Source organism: Bilifractor sp. HCP3S3_D3, assembly GCF_052063915.1.
Taxonomy (GTDB): domain Bacteria; phylum Bacillota; class Clostridia; order Lachnospirales; family Lachnospiraceae; genus Bilifractor.
The window spans coordinates 1-24,792 of record NZ_JBQHWP010000014.1 but is presented as its reverse complement, the minus strand read 5'-3'; the positions used below and the strand labels follow the sequence as shown (position 1 = coordinate 24,792).

The window sequence follows — 24,792 nt, the reverse complement described above, 5'->3', positions numbered from 1 at the left end:
GAGGTTTTTGCTGCTCTGTGATAAGGCAGTAAAGGAAGTGTGCAGGGGGATATGATGGATACTGTGGGGAAAAAGAAAAAGGTGCCCCATTCTGCAGCGGGATGGTTTGCGTACGGGCTGCGCAACGGAATTCCGATCTGTATGGGTTATTTTGCCGTTTCGTTCGCACTGGGAATCTCGGCCAGAAACGCCGGAATGAACAGTGTGCAGTCTTTTGTGATGTCGCTGACGATGGTGGCGTCTGCAGGACAGTTCGCGGCGATTAATCTGATCGCCGCGGGCGCGGGCATCTTTGAGATGATCACGACGTCAGTCATTGTCAATCTCCGGTATTTTCTCATGAGCTGCTCGCTCACACAGAAGCTTGATCCGAAGAGCAGCCCCCTGCACAGGTTTCTCCTGGCCTACTGTATGACGGATGAGATCTTTGGACTGTCCGTCTCTGTGGACGGCTTCCTCGATCCGCGGTATACCTACGGGATCACTGCTGTTTCGGTCTCGGGCTGGTGTGCGGGGACGGTTCTCGGCGTGCTGATGGGGAACATCCTGCCGGCCTGGGCTTCCAATGCGCTCGGCGTCGCCATGTACGGGATGTTCCTTGCGATTATTATTCCGCCGGCGAAGAAAAATTATTTTATCGGCGGTCTGGTAGCCGTATCGATGCTTGCAAGCTGGCTGTTTTCCGTGATTCCCGGACTTTCCGGTATTTCCTCCGGCTTCCGTGTCATCATTCTGACCATTGTGATTGCGGGAATCGCGGCGGCATTGCGTCCGCGAGAAGAGGTAGAGGAATCTGCAGAGAAGGGAGAGGTGAACTGAGATGTCAGAAAACATATATCTTTCACTGCTGATCATGGCACTTACCATTTATGCCATCCGGCTGCTGCCGTTTCTGTTCATCCGAAAACCGATTCGCAGCAGGTGGTTCCGGTCCTTTCTTTATTATGTCCCGTATGTGACCCTGGCGGTTATGACCTTTCCTGCCATTCTCACGGCAACCGATCACGTTGCGGCAGGCGCGGCGGCATTGATTGTCGGGCTGATTGTGGCGTGGATCACAGAAGATCTTTTCGCGGTGGCGATCAGCTGTTGCGCGGTTGTGTTTTTGGTCGGACTGATTCTGTGAGCAGTTCATCGAGAGTCCTTCCGTATGAAGGAAGAAATTCGTTCACGAAGTCGGTTACTTCCGGCATTTCGGCGGCGAGATGACGGATGGATTCTTCGGTGGTTGATTTCGCTGTCCGGAATTCCCGGTTGCCGGAATTCTCCTCCTCGATACATTTGATGAGCGCGGAGATTTTATCGGCGGCCTTGACCAGACGGCGCATATAGTGCTCTTCTTCAGTGCTCTCTGCATGGAAAATCCCTTCAAAGGCGGGACGGAGATCATCCGGAAGTTCATCGAGCAGACGGTTTTCGGAGTCCGCCTCCACTTCCTTGTAAGCAGTTTTCAGTTTCTGATTCGCGTATTTCACAGGCGTCGGCATGTCACCGGTTATGATTTCCGACGCGTCATGGTACAGGCCGCAGAGTGCGGCCTTTTCTGCGTTCAGATGTTTCCCGTATCTTACATTTCCTATGACGCAGAGCGCGTGAGAGATCATGGCGACCTCAAGGGAATGCTCGCTGAGGTTTTCCGGTCTGGAATTGCGCATAAGCGCCCATCTTTCAATATATTTCATTCTTGAGATCGTGGCAAAAAAATTGTGCTGCATATAAGCGTCCTTTCTGTATGGAAATAACCCTTCGATCGACCGGAGGTTTAATGAAAGGGGCAGTGCCCGTTGGCGTATGCGTACGGTGTCTTATGGTGTTTGCGGACAAGCATCCTTCTTGCATTAAAACAGGAACTATATTACTATGGAACATGCGGGAAGCCGGCCGTATGAACCGAGCGTGGGCAACCGCAGCGCATAAATCTGTATCTTACAACTCCGGGAGTGACCTATGAAGTTCAACAAAAACATCCTGAAAAACCGTTGGGCATCCAATGCGCTGGCAATCAGCATCGGCGTTCTTGTATATTTGTTTTTTTCGCATCTTGATGTGGTCGGCAGAGGCATCGCTGCCTTCTTCGGTTTTATCAATCCGGTAATTATCGCGCTGATTATCGCATATGTCATGGATCCGCTGACCAAGGTATTCGAACACTATGTGTTCCGCCGGATGCGCAGGGAGACAGCCCGGAGAAATCTGGCCGTTGTCTGTACGATCCTGATTATTCTGGCCGGATTTGTGTTCCTGATGGTGGCATTGATCCCGCAGATTGTAAACAGCATAATTACTTTCTTCAATAATGTCAATGTATATGCGGATGAGATTCGAACGCTCCTCGCGAATCTGCAGGAGAAGGCAGCCGGATCAAGGTTTGATTTTTCCAAGATTCTCAACGGCGGTCAGGCGCTTTTGGATACCATAGTGGGGAAAATCCCATCTAATGTAGACAGCATCATCAATACGTCGTTTTCGATCGGCAGAAACATCATGACCTGGGTGATTGCCGTGATCATGTCGATCTATTTTCTTGCGGACAAGAGCAGGCTTCAGGCGGGGTTCGGAAAGCTGATGCACGCGATTCTCTCAGAACGGATGTTCCAGAGCTCCTGTAAATTCTGGAATCACTGCAATACAATCATGATCCGTTATATCGTTGGAGAACTTCTGGACGCGCTGATCATCGGAGTTTCAAACTTTGTGTTTTTCCTGATTGCGGGTCTGCCCTATAATCTTTTGATTTCCGTGGTGGTGGGAGTGACAAATCTGGCGCCGACCTTCGGACCGATCGTCGGCGGGGTTGTCGGCGCGTTTATCCTTGTGCTGAACAATCCATGGCACGCTCTGTGGTTTATCATTTTTACAATTATTCTGCAGACAATTGACGGTTATGTCATCAAGCCAAAGCTTTTTGGCAACACGCTGGGTGTCTCATCGGTGTGGATTCTCGTCTGCATTATTGTCGGAGGAAGAATGTTCGGCGTACCCGGAATACTTCTGGCAATTCCGTTCGCGGCAATTTCGGATTATGTATACAACAATTATATTCTGGTGGTGTTGGAAAACCGGAAGAGCAAGAAACGTGACAGGGAGCGGGCACAGGCAGAAAAAAACGGCCATGAGGCTGGCCGGAATGAAAGCGCGGAACCGGCGTCAGAGAGAAGAGAGGAAGCGGCGGACGAGAGAGGCGCAGAACCCAAATAAAGCACTGCCTTGATGGGAGGCAGTGCTTCGGATAGATATTAGAGGTGGGTGATGAGGCCACCTCTCATTTGAGGAGGCGGGGCGTGTGATGGGCACGTCCCATTTAGTTATGATGGGTATACATTCCCAAATGTCTGTTGCTGCACACTGCGTGTCCGCAGTCCTTCGTAAGGCCGGCGGATTGGACTGCCGCGCATTTTTTCTGGAATGCAGATTTTCTCCGGCTCCCTGCCCGGAGAGGTCCGGGAGCCGGTGCGGAGGGATCTGCATTCCCCGCTTAGGATAATGCACGGCAGCGCCAAAGCGGCCGCGATGTCCGTGGCGTTCCGGACATCACAATTTTGAAAGGATTTTGTATGCAGCGCAGTTAGTGATTACTAACTGCGGTTAATACAATATCACAACAAGTTAGAAATGTCAAACATTTTTTAAATAAATTATCGGATTTTTTGGACCAGATTCAGTCCTTGGATTTTCCGAAGTGGAAGAGCCCCTTTTTCTCGAAAGGTTCCGTCCGGCATCCTTTATAGTGATAACCGGTTTCCTCGATACATTCCTTCAGCAGACTGCTGTCAATTTCATCATCTGTCAGGAAGGTGGCAGTGTTCTTGATATGAGAGGCGGAAACCTTCTTTGCGCGGGGAAAAGTCTTGCGTATGACATCGCAGATATGAGCTTCACACATACCGCAGCTCATGCCTTCAATGGATGCTGTAGTCTTATACATTTTGTTCTCCTTTCCATGCTTCCATGCAGTTATCTGCAATTAACATATATTATAGCATTTGAACAGTTATGGTCAAGCGGAAAGGAGAACGTTCTTGTCTCAGGATTCAGCTGCTGCCTTGTTCTGCGTCTCTTTCAGGATTTCATTGTACCTGGACATTGCCTTGAAGGTTTCCTCGCTGATGTCATGTTCGACCTTGCAGGCGTCAGTCCTTGCAATTTCGGGAGAAACGCCGATGGCGGTAAAAAAGTCGGTGAGCATCTTGTGGCGGCTGTAAATGCGGTCCGCAATCTCCATGCCGCTGTCGGTCAGAGTAATGAAGCCGGAATGATCCATGGTGATAAATCCGTTTTCACGCAGACGCTTGGTCGCGTAGCTGACGCTGGGCTTGGTTACGCCGAGATGATCGGCGATGTCAATGGAACGGATATATCCGTGCTGTTCCTTCATCATTAGCATTGCTTCAAGATAATCTTCCGCTGATTTCTGTATGGTCATAATTATTTACCTGCTTTCCTGTAAATCCATGATAGGAGAACGTGTCATGATTGTATATTGGTGATCGCAAAGCGTCCGCGAAATGTAAATATCATGAGAACGTATCTGATATAAATCAATAGAACTTGTTATCCATAAGTATTAAATGCTTAAATGCGTATACGAAACAGATTATCATTATTCCTGTAATATTTCAAGACGCTTTTTAATTTATGTTAGAATAATTAAACGCAAGTTTTTGATAAAGGCGATTTTCGAATTGTATAAAATTAAAAACCAAACAAGATCAATGCGTGTTGAAGGTCACACGCATATACCGGGGGTCATGCCGACCAGCAGCCGCGTTTTGACCCTGTAATACCGTGCAGGGCACACGCATGTACCGGGGGTACGTGTGCCCTGCATCGGGCGCCCACGATCCGTTAAGTGTGCTTGTTCGTAACAAATGATACGGAAGAAAACATAAATATATGATATATTGTTTCCGCATTCAGGCAGAGGGCAGTGAGCATAGAGGGCGCGGAATGCCCGTCTGCCGGTGTTGAGAACGGAGGTAATTGCGATGGCAGTAATGATGGGATGTCAGGGAAGAGATAAGACTCCGACAATCACGGAGAAAAAATGTCCGAGGTGCGGACATCTGATTGAGATGTTCTCCACAGATACAGAAGTAAAGTGTGAGAACTGCGGGTTTGTCGTGTATAATGATGCGCTGAGCTGTGTGCAGTGGTGTGCGTACGCAAAGCAGTGCGTCGGCGAGGAAGCTTATGAGCAGCTGATGGCCGTCGCGAAGAAGCAGAAGGAGAGAAGAGAGGCGGAGGCAAATAAATGATCCGGAAAATTGTACATATAGATGAAGAAAAATGTAACGGCTGCGGTCTCTGTGCGAAAGCGTGTCATGAAGGCGCAATTGAGATGGTGAACGGAAAAGCACACCTGATCAGTGACAGCTACTGCGATGGGTTCGGGGACTGTCTCCCGGAATGTCCGGCGGGGGCGATCACGATCACTGAGAGAGAAGCAGAAGAGTATGACAGAGAAGCAGTCAAGGAGAGAATGAAAATGAGACAGGAAGAAACAGAGTTCCACGGATGTCCTGGAAGCAGGCTTCGGATGATCAACCGGGATAACGTGTCTGACGAGGGAGAAGAAGGAGGAAAAACACGTCCTTCCGAAGCTTTCGGAAATGAGGCAGGCGACAGCCGCCGCGCGGCTGAACCAGTCAGCCGCCTGACGACATGGCCAGTTCAGCTTCGGCTGGTTCCCGTAGTCGCTCCGTTTTTCAGCGGAGCAAAGCTCCTGATTGCGGCAGACTGCACGGCTTATGCCTACGCGCGTTTTCATGAGGATTTTATCAGAAATCATGTCGTTCTCGTAGGCTGTCCGAAGCTTGACCCGTTGGACTACACAGACAAGCTTCAGGCAATTATTGAGCGGAATGACATCAAGAGTGTCACTATCGTGCGGATGGAAGTCCCGTGCTGCGGAGGACTGCAGTATGCGGCGGAGAACGCATTGAAAAACAGCGGAAAATTCCTTCCGTGGAACGTTGTGACCATCGGTATCGACGGAAGAATCGTCGAAGATTAATAGTTTTTGCCGGAACTGATCCTGTTGAGATCCCCGCACAGATGCAGTGTTCTTCATCTGTGCGGGGATTCTGGCTTTCTGCGCCTGCGTAAGGAGGTACGTTTTTTGCAGCTGCTCCGGGATTTTGCCCTTGACATTACCATGAAAAACAATTAGACTGTTCTTGCTGAGATGATATATATCTAACAACAGTAAGACTGTTCTACCTTATGCGCAGATACAGCCGTGAAGGACCTGCCCGTATGTGGCATATGCACCAGCAGGCCCGATGTCAGCAATGACAGCAAAATGAGTAGCGGAAGGAGGAACTGATATGCTTCCATTAACATTTGCATCAGAGGGAGACTGGGTTATTGTCAGAAAGGTCAGTGGTGCCGCCGAAACAAAGAAACACCTGGAGGATCTGGGGTTTGTGGTCGGCGCTGAGATTCAGGTCATTTCTTCGCACGGCGGGAATCTGATCATCAAGATCAAGGATTCCTCGCTTGCACTCGTCAAGGAAATGGCTTCGCGGATCATGGTTTCCGCGGCATGAGCGACAAGTCGGGAAGGAAGAACAGAAATACTATCAGGAGGAACAGATGAAGACACTGAGAGACATTGGAGTCGGTGAGACTTCAACCGTGGTGAAGATACACGGCGAGGGAAAAACAAAGAGAAGAATCATGGACATGGGGATTACCAAGGGAACCGAGATTTACGTCCGGAAGGTGGCACCCCTCGGAGATCCGGTAGAGATCACTGTGAGAGGATATGAACTTTCTCTTCGAAAGGCAGACGCAGATATTCTTGAGATGGCATGATTGCCGTCCGGGAGAATGCGTTTTTTTATGGACATAAAGTTAGTCCAGACTTACATTTGTTAAAAGAGACTCTTTCACGGGTGACGGATCACAGTATACGTGATGGGTCACGAATACAAATGCAGCAGGTAAAACATAGAGCAACACATTAAATATAAAACGAGTAACAGGAGGAAGGACATGGCAATCAAGATTGCGCTTGCAGGCAATCCGAACTGCGGAAAAACAACGCTGTTCAATGATCTGACCGGAAGCACGCAGTATGTGGGTAACTGGCCGGGAGTAACCGTTGAGAAGAAGGAAGGAAAGCTGAGAGGAAACCGGGATGTTATCATTCAGGACCTTCCGGGTATTTATTCGCTCTCTCCGTATTCGCTTGAGGAAGTGGTATCCAGGAATTACTTGGTTGAAGAAAAGCCGGATGCGATTCTGAACATTATCGATGCTACCAATATTGAGCGAAATCTGTATCTGACAACACAGCTTCTGGAGATCGGCATTCCGTCTGTAATCGCTCTGAATATGATGGATCTTGTCAGAAAAAACGGCGACAAGATCAACATGAAAAAGCTTTCGGCGGAGCTTGGCTGTGACGTCGTGGAAATGAGTGCCCTTAAGGGCGAGGGAAGCAGGGAGGCAGCGGAAAAATGTCTTGAAGTTGTCCGATCCGGAAAAAGAGCGGTTATCCCTCAGATCTACACCGGTAAGGTACAGGAGGCGCTGGAGTCCATCAAGGCACTGATCCGCGGTACGGTTGATGATACAAACCTCGAGTGGTATGCGGTAAAGCTTTTTGAGAGAGATGAGAAGGCTATCGAGAAGATCAGCCTGAGCAATTCCGTGAAGGACGAAATTGAGAAGATCGTCTCAAAAACAGAGGCGGACGAGGATGACGATGCGGAATCCATCATCACCAACGCCAGATACACCTATATCCAGAATGTCATATCCAAGTCTGTTGTTAAGGGAAGACAAAAGGGCGCGCTGACCATTTCCGACAAAATTGACCGCATTGTAACAAACCGCTGGGCGGCCATTCCGATTTTCATCGGAATCATGTGGCTGGTATACGATATCGCAGTAGGATCGCATGTCTGGTCTATTGGTACCGTTATGACGGACTGGACCAACGATGTACTTTTCGGAACCTGGATCAACAACGGCGTTACCGCTGCTCTGACTTCAGCAAATTGCGCGCCATGGCTCCAGGGACTGATCGTTGACGGTATCATAGGAGGTGTCGGAACGGTTCTCGGATTTGTTCCGCAGATGGCGGTTCTGTTCCTGTTTGTTTCGATTCTGGAGGACTCCGGATATATGGCTCGTGTTGCTTTTATCATGGACCGTATTTTCCGCAGATTCGGACTTTCCGGAAAATCCTTCATTCCGATGCTTGTCGGAACCGGTTGCGGCGTACCCGCAATCATGGCCTCCAGAACCATCGAGAATGAGAAAGACAGACGGATGACGATCATGCTCGCAACCTTCCTTCCGTGCGGCGCGAAGATGGAAATCGTAGCGATCATGTCCTCAACTTTCTTCCCGGGTAATTCCCTGATTCCGACTTCCATGTATTTCCTCGGAATCGCAATTGTTGTAATTTCCGGTATCTGCCTGAAGAAGGTCGGCTATTTTGCAGGAGATCCGGCACCCTTCGTCATGGAGCTTCCTGCATATCATGTTCCGTCCATCAAAGGTGTTCTGATCCATGTGTGGGAGAGAGTAAAAGCATACATGATCAAGGCCGGAACGATTATCTTCATCGCCTGCGCGGCACTGTGGTTCCTGATGAACTTCAACGGATCCGGTTACACTGCGGACGTTGAGCAGTCCTTCCTGAAATATATCGGTGAGGGAATTGCTGTGATCTTCCGTCCGCTCGGTTTTGGCAACTGGAGAGCCGCTGTCGCATCTGTGTCCGCAGAGCTGGCAAAGGAGCAGGCTCCGGCAACACTGGCGCTTTTGGCACATGCGGCAAGCGACGGCGAGGTGGATGTGCAGAACGCGATCTTCTCGATGTTCAACGGAAACAAGCTTGCCGGACTTTCCTTCATGCTGTTCAATATCTTTGATGCTCCTTGCCTTGTGGCAATCGCAACAGCGTTCCGTGAGCAGGGCACAAGAAAATGGGGCTGGATCACCTTCGGCTTCCAGATGGCTGTCGGCTACTGCTTCTCCCTGATTGTCTATAACATCGGACTGCTGGTGACGGGCGGCGTATTTACGGCCGCGACTGTGGCAGCGATCCTGATCGTAGCGTTCGTAATCTGGGCGCTGTTCCGCAGACCGTCAAGGAAATATACCGGAGAACGGGCAATGGCATAACACGCAGATTGCTAAATGATTAATATGTGAAAAAAGTTCCGCAGCGCTGCTGTCAGCTTGAAACGGGGCGGGAAAGTGCCAGAATCTGGTATCTGCCTGCCGGAAGAGGATGACAGAGGGTCTGCGGAATATTTGTCTGTTGAAGTGCTGAAAATTTAGTGTTTGATATGAAGTGTTGTAAATTTAGAGTTTGATATTGACAATAATGGTTAAAGGTATTAAACTCTGAAATGAACAGGAGGTGTGACCATGGCAGGAACAATTCTTATACTTGCACTTGTTGTCGCTGCAGTTGTTTTTGCGCTCAGATATACATTGAAGCATCCGGATTCCTGTGAGGGATGCGGCAGCAGCTGCTCCTGCGGAGGAAGCTGCAGCATAAAGACTTCCGGTGGACGAAAGCACGGAAGAAAGAACCGCGAAGGAGATCATGCCGCGAACTATATGGAAGACAGGAGTTTTCGAGACCAGGCTCTGGAGAACATCTGGAACGAGACAAGGACCGACGTCCGGAAGTGCTGAGATCAGAGCTTAGTTCAGAAGGGCAGCGAACATGGATACCGCTGCTGCCGGGCAGTACTGGCCGCAGATAGCGCCGAAGCGGATCATCAGTTAAACAGTCGTGAGGTAAAAAAGATAAAAACTGCCCGCTTGAGGACGGTTTAATTCGAAAAAGAGAGTGCCACTAAACAAGTGACACTCTCTTTTTCGATTTTTGCCTGGAGAAGTCCGGCTGCAGTCTTACGCGCCGATGTTATTCATCGTCGCGTTTCTGTTGTTCTTGCGGATCCGCTCATATTCCAGCTCATCCTCGATGGAGACGCTGCATTCACCATCAACGAAGTACTCTTTGTACCAGAGCAGGAACATGTATACCACCCAGATGTGGCGTGCGTAATCCTCTTTGCCCTCCTTATGGGCGTCCAGAATCCTGACGAGTTCGTCAGTGTGGAAGAATTTCTCAGCAATATCGCTCGTAAATTCTTTCTTTACAATATTGTAGTACTTGTCCTGACGCAGCCATACACGGATCGGAACCGGGAAGCCAAGCTTCTTTTTCTTCGCCTGCGCATCTGACAGGTAGCGGTGAGCTGCCTCGCGGAAGCAGACTTTTGTGTTGTCGTCGGTGACCTTCTCGGAGAGCGGGATGTTCTTCGCGAGATTAAAGACCTCTCTGTCGAGGAAGGGAACGCGGCTCTCGATGGAATGAGCCATGCTCATTTTGTCCGCCTTCAGCAGGATATCGCCGATCAGCCAGAAATTAAGGTCGATATACTGCATCTTCTCGGTGTCCTTGAGGTTTTTCACCTTGTCGTAGAAAGGCTTTGTGAGAGTGTACGGCGCAGAACCGGCACTCGGGTATTTCAGAACCTTGTTTCTCAGCTTCATATCGTAGACGTTGGCATTTCCGATGAATCGCTCCTCGACATCCTTGGAACCGCGGATGACGAAGCTCTTTCCCTTCGGGTGACCGGGGATTTTTTCCGCTACGGCGGCAATTCCACGGCGCAGTGCCTTCGGGAGCTTCTGGTAGCCGGCAAGAGACATGGGCTCATGGTAAATTGTGTATCCGCCGAACAGCTCATCGGATCCCTCTCCGGAGAGGATTACCTTGACATCCTTCGCAGCCTCGCGGTCCACAAAATAGAGGGCGGAGGCAGAGGCGTCCGCCAGGGGCTCGTCCATGAAGTACTGAATTCTGGGAAGCTCTTTCCAGTATTCCTCTGTGGAGATCACCTTGCTGTGGTTTTCGATCCCGAGCGTTTTTGAGAGCTCCTGCGCATAGGGGATCTCGTTGTATTTCTCGTAATCAAATCCAACCGTGTAGGTGCGTGAGCCGTGGAAATGACAGGCCACATAGCTGGAATCTACGCCGCTCGAGAGAAGAGAGGCTACTTCCACGTCGCTGACCATATGATAGCGGATCGAATCCTGCATGGTCTCGTCGATCTGATCGACCAGCTTCGCGTGGTCGACGGGATCCTTCGAGGGAGTCAGCATCGGATCAAAGTAGCGGGTGATCGTTTTGCTGCCGTTTTTCCAGATCATGTAATGTCCCGGCATCAGCTTGAAGACACCCTTGAAGAAGGTTTCCGGGAGGACGGAGTATTCGAAGGAGAGATACTGCTCCAGAGCCTTGAGATTAACTTCCTTCTGATAGAGCGGGTATTCCAGTATACTCTTGATCTCAGATGCGTAGATGATGTTTCCGTTAATTTCTGTATAATAAAGAGGTTTAATGCCAAACATATCTCTGGCGGCGAACATTTCCTTCTTCTTAGTGTCCCACAGAACGAAAGCAAACATGCCTCTGAGGCGGTCGAGCATCGAGGTGCCCCACTGTTCATAGCCGTGGAGGAGAACCTCTGTGTCGGAGCTGCTGGTAAAGATGTGACCGCTCGCCTGCAGTTCCTTCTTCAGCTCCTTGTAATTGTAGATTTCGCCGTTAAAGGTACATACGAGGGTGCGGTCTTCGTTGTACATAGGCTGGGTTCCGGCATCTGTCAGATCAATGATGGAGAGACGTCGGTGTCCCATGGCGATATCCGGGCCGATATACTGGCCTCCGCCGTCCGGGCCCCGGTGTATCATCCGGTTCATCATATTTGTCAGAATTGGTTTCTGCTCTACATCAGTTCCGGTAAATCCGCAGATTCCACACATATATTTATTCCTTTCTTTTATCTCTTATAGCAGACCTTCACCACGGAGACGTGCCGCGCGGGTGTCCCCGGGAACCAATCTATTATAAGACAGCTTAAGAACAGGGGCAAGATAGTAAAATTAATAAGGAAAAATCGAGAAGGAAAAATGAAGAAGAATAAGACGGCATAAGAGGCGGGGCAGGGTAGCAGAATTAATAAGAAGAAATCGAGAAGGGAAAATAAAGAAGAATAAGGCGGCATAAGAGGCGGGGCAGGATAATAAAACTTATTAGGAAGAGATTGGAGTCGAAATCATGCCAAACAAGAAGAGATTGGAGTCGAAATCATGCAGAAGAAATGGAAGAGGATCCGGCCTGTGTCTCGTACGCAGTCACGGATAATAGACAGATTTTGCATAGATGGGTTCAGCCGAATGATCGGAAAACAGATAAAAACAGGGTAACAGTTTTTTTGAAGTGGGAAAACAGGGAGGATTTTGAGACATAAACGTGAGTTTGTCCGATGGACGGAAAACGGTTTGAAGCATATAATCCAAGAGAAATGATAAGGAGGAGACAATATCATGGCATCTACACTTGGTTACGTTAAGCATGCAGCAGAGCGTAAGGCTGTTGAAGTTGTAATCGATGGTTTATTAAAGAGCGCAAAGAATAGTAAAGATAAAAGACAGACCTACCTGACCTTCATGGGATGGGCAGAGAAGTTTTTTGGAAATAAGGCTTTTTCTGAGGAAAAGGTGGAAGCCGTAAAGAAGGCGATTCAGGATCCGGACAATAAATGGATGAAATTCATTGACCAGATCATTGATGAGACCAATCCGCAGTTTGCCAAGATGACACTGCTGAATCTTGGATATGAAGCATTCCTTCGCGGCACGAAGACAATCCGTGCAAACCGCGAGAAGTATAACTGCAATATTCCGTGGCTGATCCTGTTTGATCCGACCTCCGCGTGCAATATGCACTGTGAGGGATGTTGGTCCGGCACATATGGCCACAAGAACAACCTGTCCTTTGAGGACATGGACAAGATCATCACACAGGGCAAGGAGCTTGGCGTATACCTGTATCTGATGACCGGCGGAGAACCGATGGTCCGTAAGAAAGATATCCTGAAGCTGATGGAGAAGCATCATGACTGCTATTTCGCAGCCTTCTCCAATTCTACCCTGATCGATGAGGATCTGGTGAAGGAGATCGCGCGTCTGGGCAATATGACCTTCTTCCTTTCTATCGAGGGAACACCGGATACGAATGACGCAAGACGAGGCGAGGGTCATTACGCGGCAGTTATGAAGGCGATGGATCTTCTGCATGAGTACGGAATTCTCTTTGGTACATCGATCTGCTATACTAAGGCAAACATCGATGCGGTTACGAGCGATGACTTCTTCCATCTTCTGGAGGAGAAGGGCGCTAAGTTCGGATTCTATTTCCACTATATGCCGACCGGTCAGAACGCGGTACCGGCACTGCTGCCGACTCCGGAGCAGAGAGAGTATATGATCAACAGAATCCGCTACATTCGTTCCGCGGAGTGTCCGATTCAGTTCTATCCGATGGATTTCCAGAACGACGGAGAGTATGTAGGCGGATGTATCGCGGGCGGAAGAAACTACTTCCATATTAATGCAAGCGGAGACGCAGAGCCCTGCGTATTTATCCACTACTCCAATACGAACATTCATGACAACTCCATTCTGGAGATGCTTCAGAGCCCGCTGTTTATGGCATATCACGAGGGACAGCCGTTCAACCGCAACCATCTTCGTCCCTGCCCGATGCTTGAGAACCCGAAGCTGCTTCGTGAGATGGTGAAGGAGACGGGAGCACACCAGACCAACGAGGAGGCACCGGAATCCGCAGAGGAGCTCTGTGAGAAGTGTGACGATTACGCTAAGAACTGGGCACCGGTTGCAGACCGTATCTGGGCGAGTGAGAAACACAAGAAGCCGACCTACGAGAACTACACCAAGGAAAAGAGAGAGCATCCGGAGCTTGCGGCATTTGAGCATGCTGCGAACGAATAACGGATTCTGTCAGTTTGGAATCTCTCCGACAGTTTAACTGTAAGTCAGATAGATAAATTTTATAAATGGACGAATCCGGGGCTGCCCTGCGAAGAAATTCGCAAGGCAGCCCCTTTTGACGTATAAGAATTGCGGTAGTGCGAAGCACGGAGCAATCCGTAGCTTATACAGTGTGTGGCACGACTTATCGCATGGTAGTTTATTGTATAAGCATTGCGAGGTGAAATGTTCGTGAAAAAGTGATAAAATCATGATATATACAGAAAAAGGGAGGGCGTAGTATGTTAAAAGATTTTGTGAAGACGGTTCCGCCTGAGAGGGAGGAGATCAAAGAGGAACTTAAAACGGCGCGGGAGCAGCTTGCCGGCTATCAGCTTAAGATCAAGGAGGCAAAGCTTCCGGTCATGGTGATTTTTGAGGGCTGGGGTGCCGCCGGAAAGGGGAGCGTGATCGGCAAGGTGATCCGGAACATTGATCCCCGGTTTTTCAAGGTCAAAAATTTTGCGGCGCCGACTGCCGATGAGAAAAGGTATCCGTTCCTCTATCGTTATCTGCTCGAGATCCCGGAGGCGGGAAAATTTACTTTTTTTGATACCTACTGGCTGGAGGAAGTCGCAAACGGGGTGATGTCCGGAGAAATGAGCGAAGAGGAGTACAAGCAGAAAATTCACAGCATCAACACGACGGAGCGGTCGCTTCACGACAATGGATATCTGATTTTGAAGTTTTTCTTCCAGATCGGCAGGAAGGAGCAGAAGAAACGGCTGGAGGCACTCGCGGCGGACAAGAATACCCGCTGGCGGGTAAACGGTGAGGATCGGAAGGAGAACAGAAATTACGGAAAATGCCTGGAGGTGTATGACCGCTTTCTGGAGGATACCAACCGTTCTGTCGCGCCCTGGTATATCATCGACGCGGAGGACAAGAAATGGGCGGAGCTTCAGGTTCTGCGGTTCCTGAATCAGGGCATTGACACGGCACTGAAAAATCAGGCACTGGCGGCTCCAATTCTGCAGAACCCATTCCCTCTGAAGCAGATGCCGAAGCTTGCGGACATTTCCCTGAAGGACAAGACGATGTCTGAGGAGACGTATCGGGAGGAGCTCAGCAGACTTCAGAAGGAACTGAACCATCTGCATTACGAGCTTTACCGCAAGAAGATACCGGTGATCATCGCCTATGAGGGCTGGGACGCGGCAGGGAAGGGAGGCAACATTAAGAGAGTTGCGGGAGCTCTCGATCCGCGGGGATATGAGGTGCATCCGATCGCAAGTCCGGAGCCTCACGAGAAGGCGAGACATTTTTTGTGGCGATTCTGGACCAGACTCCCGAAGACCGGCCATATCGCGATTTTTGACCGGACCTGGTATGGAAGAGTCATGGTGGAGCGGCTCGAGGGCTTCTGCTCTGAGAACGACTGGCAGCGGGCCTATAATGAGATTAATGAGTTTGAAAAGGAACTGACGGACTGGGGAGCAGTTGTGATCAAGTTCTGGGTGCAGATTGACAACGAGACTCAGCTCGAGCGGTTCACGGAACGGCAGAACACGCCGGAAAAGCAATGGAAGATCACGGATGAGGACTGGAGAAACCGGGACAAATGGGATCTGTATGAAGGAGCGGTAAATGAGATGATCCGGAAGACGAGTACGACCTTTGCGCCCTGGTACATTCTGGAATCTGATGATAAGAAATATGCCCGTATCAAGGCGCTGCGGATTGTGATTAAGCGAATCCGGGAGGCCTGCGGGGAGAAATAACTTCATGACCGACTGCCCGGCACGCATTACTTCGCGTGCCGGACTTGCAGAACTGGGGAAACAGCAAGAACGATTCCCCGACTGCCCGGCACGCGTTGATCCGAGTGCCGGACGGCGGTGATGAAAACGGAGCAATCCGTGGCTTGTACAGTTTGTGGCAGGATGCATTGTATGGCGTTTTAGTTTTTGCAGGCGGTCCGGAATTACTTTGCGGGCTGGATGCCGGTGAGGTCACGGCAGATCTCGCTGGCGATCAGAAGGCCTGCAGCCGGGGGAACAAACGGAGAGCTGCCCGGAATATCCCTGCGATCCGTGCATTTGCGGGCAGTTCCGGGAGGACAGATGCAGTTTGTACGGCAGCTGATCGACATGTCTTCGAGAGGACGCGTCGGCTTTTCCGTGGAAAAGACTACCTTGAGCTTTTTCACCCGGCGCTTGCGCATTTCGTGGCGCATCACCTTCGCCAGAGGATCCATGGTGGTCTTGTAGATGTCGGCGACCTGCAGTTTGGAGGGATCAAGCTTATTGCCTGCTCCCATGCAGCTGATCACGGGTACGCCGGCTTTTTTTGCCTGCATGATGATTTCTACCTTGGCGGTGACGGTATCTACGCAGTCTACGACATAATCGTACTGGGAGAAATCAAACTGGTCCGCGGTCTCCGGCAGATAGAAGCACTTGTGAAGGGTGACATTCACATGTGGATTGATATCGAGAATCCTTTCCTTTGTCACATCTACCTTGTACTTTCCAACTGTCCGCCTTGTAGCGACAAGCTGGCGGTTTACATTTGTGAGACAGACCTTATCGTCGTCTACGAGATCAACGGCGCCAAGTCCCGCACGGACAAGACCTTCTACGACATATCCGCCGACTCCTCCGATTCCGAATACAATGACCCGGGAGTCCTGTAATTTTTTTATTCCGTCCTCGCCCAGAAGAAGCTGGGTTCGCGAAAACTGATTCAGCATAATGGTTCACCTTTTCTGATTTTTTCTTAAATATATCAGACGCAGATTGCATTACGTAATCCGTTCTAAAAATATATTTCGTTGTTGCTTCATTGACATATCTTATAATAATCGTGAGGGAATATCAACAATTTACAAATTTCTGATAATCGGTGACGCGCAGGGCAAAGGTAGAACTTTCTTCGCCTTATCCGTTAAGTGTGAAGTACAAGGACATGCTGAAAAATAAGTATAAAAGAAAAAATAGTACTGGATTTTTTGTGAGAAGTCTGCTAGAATGAGTACATCAAATGCAAAGAGGCATTTCCTGTAGAAGGAAGTGCCTCTTTTTTTGTCTAAATTCATCTTTTGAATGTAAATGAACTGGAAGCCGTCTTCAGGAGGTATAAATGATGGATAATTTTCTCGCTTATGACAACCTTTTATATTCTCTGTATACTGCGATTGATTTTGAGGATCTTAAGGGAAAGCTGCTCTGTCATCTTGAGGAGCTGATTCCGCATCAGTATTCGAGTATCCTGCTGATTGATCCAAATTACAGCAGAAAGGGCGGAAGTCTGAAGGTATCCGAGTTTTTCTGTAAACCGAGTGAGTTTATGGAGGCGGAGAAAACCTACATGGAGAAATATCCGGAGGCAATGAACCGCAGACTGAATATCTCAAGAGAAACCGTATCGGTGCGTGAGAGCAGCCTGATGCCGGAGGCGGAACGCCTTCATTCGAAGGTGTACCAGGAATGTTACCGGAGATTTGACATCTACGATACACTTCAGCTTTCCATCGCGAGCGGCGATGATCTTCTGGCTGTTCTCACTCTCTTCCGCACCAGAGCGGCGGGAGCTTTTGCGGATGAAGATGTGTACCTGCTGAAGGCGCTGAGCAAGCATCTGAACACGATTTTCTACAAGCATTGCAGGGAGAGGGACACGGCGGCTTCTGTGAGCGGCGCGGTGGAGACGATCACGAAGAAGGTTCATATGACGCCGAAGGAGACGGAGATTCTGACACTGATCTTTCTCACAAAATCCAATCTCGAGATCTGCGACGAGCTCGGAATCAAGGAACATACCCTCCAGAAGCATTTTCAGAACATATACCGCAAACTGAATATTTCCTCGAGATGGGAGCTTCTCCGGTTTGCACATGATGGAGCCCAGGGCCTGGGAATGGGACAGGCAAGCTGACGACTGCATGGACGGCTGCGCCGGATGGCAAGGACGTGACGGAAAAATGAATATTCCGGTACACATTGATGTGGGTTTGTGTTAGAATTGTGAGTAAAGCAATCAACTAATAACACAAATCCACATGTTGTTGTATAAGCTCTTCGAAAACGAAGATAGAGCTCGTCGCACGCGAAGTGTGCGTGATTCTGGATGCGATAAGCAATTGGAGACTGGCGATGAGAATTCATTTTTATAGAAACTGCACAATGAAGCTGGAATATGGAGGAAAGGTATTCCTGGTCGATCCGATGTTCCGGGCACATGGGGTCACCCATCAGCTGAAAACGACGCATTACCCGGAAAAACCGCCGCTGACAGACCTTCCGGAAGCACCGGAGGAAATTATGAAGGGCGTGGAGGCGGTTCTGCTGACACACGTCCATCCCGGACATATTGATCAGGAGGCCGCGGACTGTATCCCGAAGGATATGCCTTTTTACACACAGAATCTGAACGACAAGGATCTGGTGCGAAACTACGGAATGAGCAAGACGCAGACCATCAATATGACGCTCAGCACACATTATGAGGATGTGGACATCATTCGTGTAGCGGGCAGGCATGGCGACGGAAAGATTCAGCATGTGCTGAATACCATGCAGAATTCAAGCGGTATCGTACTCCGTAAGGAGGGCGAAAAGACGGTCTACATCACCGGCGATACCGTGTGGTGCAGGGGTGTCCGTGAGGGCATTGGCTATCACCCGGATGTGATTATCGCATATCTTGGGCATGCCCACGGGGAAGGAATGCACATTACGATGGGAACAGAGGATCTTGAGAAGATTCAGAGTGCAGCTCCCTATGCAAAAATTGTGTGCGTTCACATGGAAACCTTTGAAAATCAGGAGCTGACGCGGGATGCCCTGCGCGCGTATGCGATGCAGAGAGGCTTCCTGGATCAGCTGATCATTCCGGAGAACGGAGACACAATCGAATTCTCCTGATCATCTGCTTGTGCGCATGCGCCGCGGCAGGAGGATAAGACGGGCAAACCACGTTTTGTTTTGCCCGTAGATTGGCGGATGAGGGAATGTCAACTGCTCACCCACTCAGAGCCAGTGCGTTCCCATCCACAATTTCCGCTCACAAAACGAAAGAATTATATTTATGAAGAAAAATTATAAGATGCTGGTCAGCTATGACGGCACCCGCTATTACGGATGGGAGCACCAGCCCAATCAGGAAATGACGATACAGGGGAAGCTGGAAACGGTTCTTTCGAGAATGGTCGGGGCGCCGGCAGATAAACCGGTGACAGTGATCGGAGCCGGACGGACGGATGCAGGCGTGCACGCGAGAGCAATGACGGCGAATGTGCTGCTGGATACGGATATGACAGAGCAGGAGATTCAGGAATACATGAACCGTTATCTGCCGGAAGACATCAGTGTCAATGAACTGAAAATCTGCGCAGACCGTTTTCACAGCAGATTCAAGGCGATTGGAAAGACTTACTGCTATACATGCTGGTACGACCCACGGGGCGCGAAGCCTGTTTTTGACAGAAGGTATGTGACCGTGCTGGACAGAATGCCGGATCTGGAGCGGATGAGAGAGGCAGCGGATATCCTTTCAGGGATGCATGACTTCAGAAGCTTCTGCGGCAATTCTCATATGAAGAAATCCACCGTACGCGTGGTGGATTCAATAGAGATCCGGCAGAAAGGCCCGTATCTGCGCTTTGTGTATCATGGGAACGGCTTTCTCCAGAACATGGTTCGGATCATGACGGGAACTCTTCTTGAGGTCGGATACGGAAAAAGGTCTGCCGGGAGCATGCGGGAACTTCTGGATGCAAGAGATCGGAAGCTCGCGGGGCCGACGGCGCCCGCGCAGGGGCTTTGCATGATGGAGGTGCAGTACTGACCCTATCGATCTGATCAGCCTTATCCGTCATGCATAAAAAGAATCTGAAAGACAGGATACTGGCCGGCTATAGAGCAGTGCACAGGCTGGATATAGGCTGGGTATACCCGGAATGAGGAATGAGGAAACCCGGGAAACCCGGAATTAACGCGGTTACAGCTTGACATTTATTTTCAGGAACGATATAATAAGCCGGCATGGCAAAAGTGAAAGGCGTTCGTGCGCCTTTTTTCCATGTAATGACTGAATAAGAAGCAGCCGTAGAAAAACAAGGAGGAAATTAAAGGAATGCCTACATTTAACCAGTTAGTTAAGAAGGGCCGCCAGACTTCCGTAAAGAAGTCCAACGCACCGGCATTGCAGAGAAGCTTCAACTCTCTGACAAAGAAATCCGTAAACCAGTCTTCTCCTCAGAAGCGTGGTGTCTGCACAGCAGTTAAGACCGCTACGCCGAAGAAGCCGAACTCAGCGCTTAGAAAAATCGCCAGAGTACGTCTTTCCAACGGTATCGAGGTTACAAGCTATATTCCTGGAGAGGGACATAACCTTCAGGAGCACAGCGTTGTGCTGATCCGTGGAGGAAGAGTTAAGGACCTGCCAGGTACCAGATATCACATCATCCGTGGTACTCTCGATACTGCAGGTGTTGCCAACAGAAAGCAGGCCCGTTCCAAATACGGCGCCAAGAAGCCGAAGAAGTAATACAAAAGCAACCAGGATAAGAATTCATTATCTCACTAAAGTTTTATGGTTTTGTGTAACGGTATTTCGACAACCTCTGCGGCTGCAGGTTGGATAGAAAAATTACCGGTACAGACACATTCGTACCATACCAGATGTGAGTACCTGAGATCTAATCGTTAATGATTAAGGAGGGAAGTAACGTGCCACGTAAAGGACATACTCAGAAAAGAGATGTTTTAGCAGATCCGGTATACAACAACAAGGTTGTAACCAAGCTGATCAACAGCATCATGCTGGACGGCAAGAAAGGTACCGCTCAGAAGATCGTTTACAGCGCATTTGCTAAAGTAGAGGAAAAGGCCGGAAAGCCGGCAATTGAATGTTTTGAAGAGGCGATGAACAACATCATGCCTCAGCTTGAGGTTAAGGCCCGCCGTATCGGTGGAGCTACCTACCAGGTACCGGTAGAAGTTAAGCCGGACAGACGCCAGGCTCTGGGACTTCGCTGGCTGACAATGTTCTCACGCAAGAGAAGTGAGAAGACAATGTCTGACAGACTGGCAAACGAGCTGCTCGATGCTATGAATAACACCGGAGCATCCGTGAAACGTAAAGAAGACATGCATAAGATGGCAGAGGCCAATAAGGCATTTGCTCATTACAGATTCTAAAAGGAGGGAACTCTGTTGGCTGATAACGGAAGAGAATATCCGCTTGAGAGAACCAGAAATATTGGTATCATGGCGCATATTGATGCAGGTAAAACTACTCTGACAGAGCGTATCCTGTATTACACCGGTGTTAACTACAAGATCGGTGAGACATACGAAGGAACTGCTACAATGGACTGGATGGCACAGGAGCAGGAGCGTGGTATCACGATCACATCCGCTGCCACTACCTGCCACTGGACACATCAGTACCAGAACAAACCCGCTCCGGGTGCACTTGAGCACCGCATCAACATCATCGATACACCAGGACACGTAGACTTCACCGTTGAGGTTGAGCGTTCCCTTCGTGTACTTGACGGTGCCGTAGGTGTATTCGATGCCAAGGGCGGCGTTGAGCCTCAGTCCGAGAACGTATGGCGTCAGGCGGATACCTACAATGTTCCTCGTATGGCATTTGTAAACAAAATGGATATCCTTGGAGCAAACTTCGACAACACCGTTCACGAGATCATTACCAAGCTCGGCAAGAACCCGGTTGTTATCGAACGTCCGATCGGCAAAGAGGATTATTTCCAGGGCGTAGTTGATCTGTTCGAGATGAAGGCATACATCTACAACAATAAGACCGGCGATGATATCTCCATCGTAGATATCCCGGACGATATGAAGGATGAGTGCCAGGCCGCTCACGAAGAGATGGTCGAGAAGATCGTTGAGTTCGACGATGATCTGATGATGGCTTATCTCGACGGAGAGGAGCCGAGCATCGACGACATGAAGAAGGCACTCCGCAAGGCAACTATCGCGAATAAGGCCGTTCCGGTTCTCTGTGGTTCTGCACATCAGAACAAGGGAATTCAGAAGCTTCTGGACGCAATTGTTGACTTCATGCCGGCACCTACTGACGTACCGGACATCGAGGGAACAGATCTGGACGGAAATGAAGTCGTAAGACATTCTTCTGATGAAGAGCCGTTCTCAGCTCTTGTATTCAAGATCGTTTCCGACCCGTTCGTTGGACGTCTTGCATATTTCAGAGTTTATTCCGGTACACTGAACTCCGGTTCTTATGTACTGAATGCGACCAAGGACAAGAAAGAGCGTGTCGGCCGTATTCTTCAGATGCATGCCAACAAGCGTCATGAGCTGTCCAAGGTATATTCCGGAGATATCGCTGCGGCTATCGGATTCAAGTTCTCCTCTACCGGAGATACAATCTGCGACGAGCAGCATCCGGTAATTCTGGAGTCCATGGACTTCCCGGATCCGGTTATCGAGCTCGCAATCGAGCCGAAGACAAAGGCCGGACAGCAGAAGCTTGGCGAGGCTCTCGCAAAGCTGGCTGAGGAGGATCCGACCTTCCGCGCTACCACAAACCAGGAGACCGGACAGACAATCATCGCCGGAATGGGCGAGCTCCATCTGGAGATCATCGTTGACCGTCTGCTTCGTGAGTTCAACGTAGAGGCAAATGTCGGAGCTCCGCAGGTTGCATATAAAGAGACAATCACAAAGGCATCGGATATCGACAGCAAGTATGTTCGTCAGTCCGGTGGTAAAGGACAGTACGGTCATTGTAAAGTTAAGTTCTCGCCGCTGGATGCAAATGCAGAGCAGTCCTACGAGTTCGTTAACAGCGTAACCGGCGGTTCCATCCCGAAGGAGTATATCCCGTCCATCGATGAGGGTATTCAGGATGCCATGAAGGCCGGTCAGCTCGGCGGATTCCCGGTAGTCGGAGTCAAGGCTGAGGTATACGACGGATCCTATCATGAGGTCGATTCTTCCGAGATGGCATTCCATATTGCGGGATCCATGGCCTTCAAGCAGGCAATGGAGAAGGGCGCTCCGGTGCTCCTCGAGCCGATCATGAAGGTTGAGGTTACTACACCTGAGGAATACATGGGCGATGTTATTGGTGATATGAATTCCCGTCGTGGCCGTATCGAGGGAATGGATGATGTAGGAAACGGAAAGCTTGTCCGCGGTTTTGTTCCGCTGGCTGAGATGTTCGGCTACTCCACAGACCTTCGTTCCGCTACACAGGGACGTGCAAACTACTCCATGTTCTTCGACCGCTATGAGCCGGTTCCGAAGTCTGTTCAGGAGAAGGTCCTTTCTGATAAGTAATGAAACGGTTCCTGCCCCGTTCGCGGGGCAGAAGCGTTAATGTCAACACCGGATGGACGGAGCCATTCCGTCAGATGTCACGGCTTCCCGGGACAGACCCGGAATTTCGTGCACGGGACTCCGGATAGAGAGAATTCACTTGCAAAGATTCTGAAAATGAAATATAATCAAGCATAGCGGATTTTCTATTTTACAGTAATTTTTAATAAAGTAAATACGCAGGCAGAACGCCGGTATTCATTTTAAGGAGGAAGTATTACAATGGCAAAACAGAAATTTGAAAGAACAAAACCGCATTGCAACATTGGTACCATCGGACATGTAGACCATGGCAAAACCACTCTGACAGCTGCAATCACAAAGGTTCTGGCTACCAGAATGCCTACCGATGAGAACCAGATCGTTGACTTCTCCAACATCGATAAAGCTCCGGAAGAGAGAGAGCGTGGTATCACAATCAATACCGCTCACGTAGAGTATGAGACTGAGAACCGTCACTATGCACATGTTGACTGCCCAGGACATGCTGACTACGTAAAGAACATGATCACAGGTGCAGCTCAGATGGATGGCGCTATCCTTGTAGTTGCAGCTACTGATGGTGTTATGGCTCAGACTCGTGAGCACGTTCTGCTTGCACGTCAGGTAGGTGTTCCGGCCATGGTTGTATTCCTCAACAAGTGTGATATGGTTGATGATGACGAGCTGATCGAGCTGGTTGAGATGGAGGTTACCGAGCTTCTTGACGAGTACGGATTCGAGAACACACCTATCGTTCGCGGTTCTGCTCTGAAGGCTCTTGAGGATCCGAACAGCGAGTGGGGCGACAAGATCATGGAGCTTCTGAGCGTTGTTGACGAGCATATCCCGACTCCGACACGTGATACAGATAAGCCGTTCCTGATGCCTGTTGAGGATGTATTCACAATCTCCGGACGTGGAACTGTTGCTACCGGCCGTGTAGAGCGTGGTACTCTGAGACTGAATGATCCGGTTGAGATCCTTGGAATCTCTGAGGACAAGCTTTCTTCTGTTGCTACCGGTATTGAGATGTTCCATAAGCTCCTTGATGAGGCTATGGCTGGTGATAACATCGGTGTTCTTCTCCGTGGTATCAACAGAACGGATATCGAAAAGGGACAGGTTGTTGCTAAGCCCGGCACTGTGACCTGCCATACAAAGTTCACCGCTCAGGTTTACGTTCTGACAAAGGACGAGGGCGGCCGTCATACCCCTTTCTTCAATAACTATCGTCCGCAGTTCTATTTCAGAACAACTGACGTTACCGGTGTTATCACTCTTCCGGAAGGCACTGAGATGTGCATGCCTGGTGATAACGTTGAGATGACCATCGAGCTGATCCATCCGATCGCTATGGAGCAGGGACTTACCTTCGCTATTCGTGAGGGCGGTCACACTGTAGGATCCGGCCGTGTAGCTACGATCATCGAGTAATCGAAAAATAGTATTATCAAGCAATTTATGAAGAGCCGCAAACCCTTGGAATACAGGGTATGCGGCTCTTTTTGCGGTGCGCCTAGCGGCGCACGTTTCCAACGGGTTCAAGTCCCGAATCCACCCGGTAGTGGGAAGGATATAGCCGAAGGCAAGGGTGTCCGCCGCGAGACGGAATCTGAAGGAA

The 24,792-nt window shown here is 49.7% G+C and carries 23 protein-coding genes; 18 read left to right on the top strand and 5 right to left on the bottom strand.

Features of this window, described 5'->3' with window-relative positions; genetic code table 11:
- Positions 1–54: 54 nt before the first annotated feature.
- Entirely contained in the window at positions 55–819 is a 765-nt protein-coding gene (locus ACTNDI_RS09565; protein WP_441100833.1) for an AzlC family ABC transporter permease, read from the top strand.
- Between the two features lies 1 nt (position 820).
- A complete protein-coding gene (locus ACTNDI_RS09560; RefSeq protein ID WP_441100759.1) occupies positions 821–1,126 on the top strand; it encodes an AzlD domain-containing protein in 306 nt (101 codons plus the stop codon).
- On the opposite strand, the gene yfbR is transcribed toward ACTNDI_RS09560, so the two are convergent.
- On the bottom strand, positions 1,083–1,715 hold the full coding sequence (yfbR, locus tag ACTNDI_RS09555) for a 5'-deoxynucleotidase (RefSeq protein ID WP_441100758.1): 633 nt from the start codon (positions 1,713–1,715) through the stop codon (positions 1,083–1,085). The genes ACTNDI_RS09560 and yfbR overlap by 44 nt on opposite strands.
- A gap of 232 nt (positions 1,716–1,947) precedes the next feature.
- Between yfbR and ACTNDI_RS09550 the strand changes: the two genes are divergently transcribed.
- Positions 1,948–3,198, top strand: coding sequence for an AI-2E family transporter (locus tag ACTNDI_RS09550; RefSeq protein WP_441100757.1), 1,251 nt, complete (start codon positions 1,948–1,950; stop codon positions 3,196–3,198).
- 460 nt (positions 3,199–3,658) lie between these two features.
- On the opposite strand, the gene ACTNDI_RS09545 is transcribed toward ACTNDI_RS09550, so the two are convergent.
- Together ACTNDI_RS09545 and ACTNDI_RS09540 are read right to left on the bottom strand one after the other, a co-directional pair.
- A complete protein-coding gene (locus ACTNDI_RS09545) occupies positions 3,659–3,925 on the bottom strand; it encodes a heavy-metal-associated domain-containing protein (protein WP_441100756.1) in 267 nt (88 codons plus the stop codon).
- 99 nt (positions 3,926–4,024) lie between these two features.
- Positions 4,025–4,423 (bottom strand): metal-dependent transcriptional regulator, encoded by a 399-nt coding sequence (locus ACTNDI_RS09540; RefSeq protein ID WP_441100755.1) that lies wholly within the window; start codon positions 4,421–4,423, stop codon positions 4,025–4,027.
- A 562-nt stretch (positions 4,424–4,985) separates the two neighbouring features.
- Between ACTNDI_RS09540 and ACTNDI_RS09535 the strand changes: the two genes are divergently transcribed.
- The 6 genes from ACTNDI_RS09535 (at position 4,986) to ACTNDI_RS09510 (ending at position 9,663) form a co-directional block, all read left to right on the top strand.
- Positions 4,986–5,255 carry a hypothetical protein gene (locus ACTNDI_RS09535; protein WP_441100754.1) on the top strand — a complete coding sequence of 90 codons (270 nt, stop codon included), beginning with the start codon at positions 4,986–4,988 and terminating at the stop codon, positions 5,253–5,255.
- Positions 5,252–6,013, top strand: a complete 762-nt coding sequence (locus tag ACTNDI_RS09530; protein ID WP_441100753.1) for an ATP-binding protein — start codon at positions 5,252–5,254, stop codon at positions 6,011–6,013. The genes ACTNDI_RS09535 and ACTNDI_RS09530 overlap by 4 nt, the downstream gene beginning before the upstream one ends.
- Positions 6,014–6,326: 313 nt before the next feature.
- Entirely contained in the window at positions 6,327–6,548 is a 222-nt protein-coding gene (locus tag ACTNDI_RS09525) for a FeoA family protein (RefSeq protein WP_441100752.1), read from the top strand.
- 46 nt (positions 6,549–6,594) lie between these two features.
- Entirely contained in the window at positions 6,595–6,816 is a 222-nt protein-coding gene (locus tag ACTNDI_RS09520; RefSeq protein ID WP_441100751.1) for a FeoA family protein, read from the top strand.
- 180 nt (positions 6,817–6,996) lie between these two features.
- Positions 6,997–9,141: a ferrous iron transport protein B gene (feoB, locus tag ACTNDI_RS09515; RefSeq protein WP_441100750.1), complete on the top strand. Its 2,145-nt coding sequence runs from the start codon at positions 6,997–6,999 to the stop codon at positions 9,139–9,141.
- Between the two features lie 249 nt (positions 9,142–9,390).
- Positions 9,391–9,663, top strand: a complete 273-nt coding sequence (locus ACTNDI_RS09510; protein WP_441100749.1) for a FeoB-associated Cys-rich membrane protein — start codon at positions 9,391–9,393, stop codon at positions 9,661–9,663.
- A 219-nt stretch (positions 9,664–9,882) separates the two neighbouring features.
- Here the strand turns inward: ACTNDI_RS09510 and asnB are convergent, their stop codons facing one another.
- Complete coding sequence (asnB, locus tag ACTNDI_RS09505) at positions 9,883–11,805, bottom strand: asparagine synthase (glutamine-hydrolyzing) (protein ID WP_441100748.1); 1,923 nt, start codon at positions 11,803–11,805, stop codon at positions 9,883–9,885.
- A gap of 564 nt (positions 11,806–12,369) precedes the next feature.
- On the opposite strand from asnB, the gene ACTNDI_RS09500 reads away from it, so the two are divergent.
- Both ACTNDI_RS09500 and pap read left to right on the top strand, forming a co-directional pair.
- A complete protein-coding gene (locus ACTNDI_RS09500) occupies positions 12,370–13,836 on the top strand; it encodes a radical SAM protein (RefSeq protein WP_441100747.1) in 1,467 nt (488 codons plus the stop codon).
- 281 nt (positions 13,837–14,117) lie between these two features.
- Positions 14,118–15,596, top strand: coding sequence for a polyphosphate:AMP phosphotransferase (pap, locus tag ACTNDI_RS09495; RefSeq protein WP_441100746.1), 1,479 nt, complete (start codon positions 14,118–14,120; stop codon positions 15,594–15,596).
- 203 nt (positions 15,597–15,799) lie between these two features.
- Here pap and ACTNDI_RS09490 read toward each other — a convergent pair whose 3' ends face one another.
- Positions 15,800–16,567 carry a tRNA threonylcarbamoyladenosine dehydratase gene (locus ACTNDI_RS09490; RefSeq protein WP_441100745.1) on the bottom strand — a complete coding sequence of 256 codons (768 nt, stop codon included), beginning with the start codon at positions 16,565–16,567 and terminating at the stop codon, positions 15,800–15,802.
- Positions 16,568–16,956: 389 nt separating this feature from the next.
- Between ACTNDI_RS09490 and ACTNDI_RS09485 the strand changes: the two genes are divergently transcribed.
- The 7 genes from ACTNDI_RS09485 (at position 16,957) to tuf (ending at position 24,605) form a co-directional block, all read left to right on the top strand.
- On the top strand, positions 16,957–17,751 hold the full coding sequence (locus ACTNDI_RS09485) for a helix-turn-helix transcriptional regulator (protein WP_441100744.1): 795 nt from the start codon (positions 16,957–16,959) through the stop codon (positions 17,749–17,751).
- 218 nt (positions 17,752–17,969) lie between these two features.
- Entirely contained in the window at positions 17,970–18,740 is a 771-nt protein-coding gene (locus ACTNDI_RS09480; protein ID WP_441100743.1) for an MBL fold metallo-hydrolase, read from the top strand.
- 163 nt (positions 18,741–18,903) lie between these two features.
- The gene (truA, locus tag ACTNDI_RS09475) at positions 18,904–19,662 is read left to right on the top strand and encodes a tRNA pseudouridine(38-40) synthase TruA (protein WP_441100742.1); all 759 of its coding nucleotides are present in this window, start codon (positions 18,904–18,906) and stop codon (positions 19,660–19,662) included.
- 288 nt (positions 19,663–19,950) lie between these two features.
- Entirely contained in the window at positions 19,951–20,364 is a 414-nt protein-coding gene (gene rpsL / locus ACTNDI_RS09470) for a 30S ribosomal protein S12 (protein ID WP_441100741.1), read from the top strand.
- Between the two features lie 182 nt (positions 20,365–20,546).
- Positions 20,547–21,017, top strand: a complete 471-nt coding sequence (gene rpsG, locus ACTNDI_RS09465) for a 30S ribosomal protein S7 (protein ID WP_441100740.1) — start codon at positions 20,547–20,549, stop codon at positions 21,015–21,017.
- Between the two features lie 15 nt (positions 21,018–21,032).
- Entirely contained in the window at positions 21,033–23,150 is a 2,118-nt protein-coding gene (fusA, locus tag ACTNDI_RS09460; protein WP_441100739.1) for an elongation factor G, read from the top strand.
- 261 nt (positions 23,151–23,411) lie between these two features.
- A complete protein-coding gene (tuf, locus tag ACTNDI_RS09455; RefSeq protein WP_441100738.1) occupies positions 23,412–24,605 on the top strand; it encodes an elongation factor Tu in 1,194 nt (397 codons plus the stop codon).
- Positions 24,606–24,792: the final 187 nt, after the last annotated feature.

Bases quoted from the DNA above. Each gene is read 5' to 3' on its own strand.
- ACTNDI_RS09510 (WP_441100749.1), top strand. From the start codon at position 9,391: ATGGCAGGAACAATTCTTATACTTGCACTTGTTGTCGCTGCAGTTGTT.
- ACTNDI_RS09550 (WP_441100757.1), top strand. From the start codon at position 1,948: ATGAAGTTCAACAAAAACATCCTGAAAAACCGTTGGGCATCCAATGCG.
- ACTNDI_RS09525 (WP_441100752.1), top strand. From the start codon at position 6,327: ATGCTTCCATTAACATTTGCATCAGAGGGAGACTGGGTTATTGTCAGA.
- ACTNDI_RS09545 (WP_441100756.1), bottom strand. From the start codon at position 3,925: ATGTATAAGACTACAGCATCCATTGAAGGCATGAGCTGCGGTATGTGT.
- ACTNDI_RS09480 (WP_441100743.1), top strand. From the start codon at position 17,970: ATGAGAATTCATTTTTATAGAAACTGCACAATGAAGCTGGAATATGGA.
- truA (WP_441100742.1), top strand. From the start codon at position 18,904: ATGAAGAAAAATTATAAGATGCTGGTCAGCTATGACGGCACCCGCTAT.
- ACTNDI_RS09500 (WP_441100747.1), top strand. From the start codon at position 12,370: ATGGCATCTACACTTGGTTACGTTAAGCATGCAGCAGAGCGTAAGGCT.
- ACTNDI_RS09535 (WP_441100754.1), top strand. From the start codon at position 4,986: ATGGCAGTAATGATGGGATGTCAGGGAAGAGATAAGACTCCGACAATC.
- ACTNDI_RS09520 (WP_441100751.1), top strand. From the start codon at position 6,595: ATGAAGACACTGAGAGACATTGGAGTCGGTGAGACTTCAACCGTGGTG.
- ACTNDI_RS09485 (WP_441100744.1), top strand. From the start codon at position 16,957: ATGATGGATAATTTTCTCGCTTATGACAACCTTTTATATTCTCTGTAT.
- yfbR (WP_441100758.1), bottom strand. From the start codon at position 1,715: ATGCAGCACAATTTTTTTGCCACGATCTCAAGAATGAAATATATTGAA.
- rpsL (WP_441100741.1), top strand. From the start codon at position 19,951: ATGCCTACATTTAACCAGTTAGTTAAGAAGGGCCGCCAGACTTCCGTA.
- ACTNDI_RS09490 (WP_441100745.1), bottom strand. From the start codon at position 16,567: ATGCTGAATCAGTTTTCGCGAACCCAGCTTCTTCTGGGCGAGGACGGA.
- asnB (WP_441100748.1), bottom strand. From the start codon at position 11,805: ATGTGTGGAATCTGCGGATTTACCGGAACTGATGTAGAGCAGAAACCA.
- tuf (WP_441100738.1), top strand. From the start codon at position 23,412: ATGGCAAAACAGAAATTTGAAAGAACAAAACCGCATTGCAACATTGGT.
- ACTNDI_RS09540 (WP_441100755.1), bottom strand. From the start codon at position 4,423: ATGACCATACAGAAATCAGCGGAAGATTATCTTGAAGCAATGCTAATG.
- ACTNDI_RS09530 (WP_441100753.1), top strand. From the start codon at position 5,252: ATGATCCGGAAAATTGTACATATAGATGAAGAAAAATGTAACGGCTGC.
- feoB (WP_441100750.1), top strand. From the start codon at position 6,997: ATGGCAATCAAGATTGCGCTTGCAGGCAATCCGAACTGCGGAAAAACA.
- pap (WP_441100746.1), top strand. From the start codon at position 14,118: ATGTTAAAAGATTTTGTGAAGACGGTTCCGCCTGAGAGGGAGGAGATC.
- ACTNDI_RS09565 (WP_441100833.1), top strand. From the start codon at position 55: ATGGATACTGTGGGGAAAAAGAAAAAGGTGCCCCATTCTGCAGCGGGA.
- ACTNDI_RS09560 (WP_441100759.1), top strand. From the start codon at position 821: ATGTCAGAAAACATATATCTTTCACTGCTGATCATGGCACTTACCATT.